At 50.6% G+C, this 362-nt stretch carries 2 tRNA genes; both read left to right on the forward strand.

The features are described from left to right. The first annotated feature begins 39 nt into the window (after positions 1–39). A tRNA-Ile gene (locus DCCM_RS06365) sits at positions 40–116 on the forward strand. 33 nt (positions 117–149) lie between these two features. Then, positions 150–224 (forward strand) — tRNA-Ala (locus DCCM_RS06370). The last annotated feature ends 138 nt before the right edge of the window (positions 225–362 follow it).

Here is a 362-nt window from a genome sequence, read left to right on the forward strand (position 1 = left end):
ACCTCCATCTTGCAAACCTGTTTAGTTTTGAGGGACCGGGGGACTATAGCTCAGTTGGTTAGAGCGCACGCCTGATAAGCGTGAGGTCGATGGTTCGAATCCATCTAGTCCCACCAAATGGTCGCTTAAAGCGACTTTCTCAAATATATGGGGGTGTAGCTCAGAGGGAGAGCACCTGCCTTGCAAGCAGGGGGTCGTCGGTTCGAATCCGACCATCTCCACCATATTGAGAAGTGAGAGGTTGGAAGTGCGTCTCACATCTCAAAATGCACCTTGAAAACTTCACAGCGAGAAATAACAAGATCGCAAAAGCGTCTTGGGACACCAACTGCGGTAGGCAGCAATGCAAACGGCAGGGAAGT

The organism is Desulfocucumis palustris (genome assembly GCF_002933875.1).
Lineage (GTDB): Bacteria > Bacillota > Desulfotomaculia > Desulfotomaculales > Desulfocucumaceae > Desulfocucumis > Desulfocucumis palustris.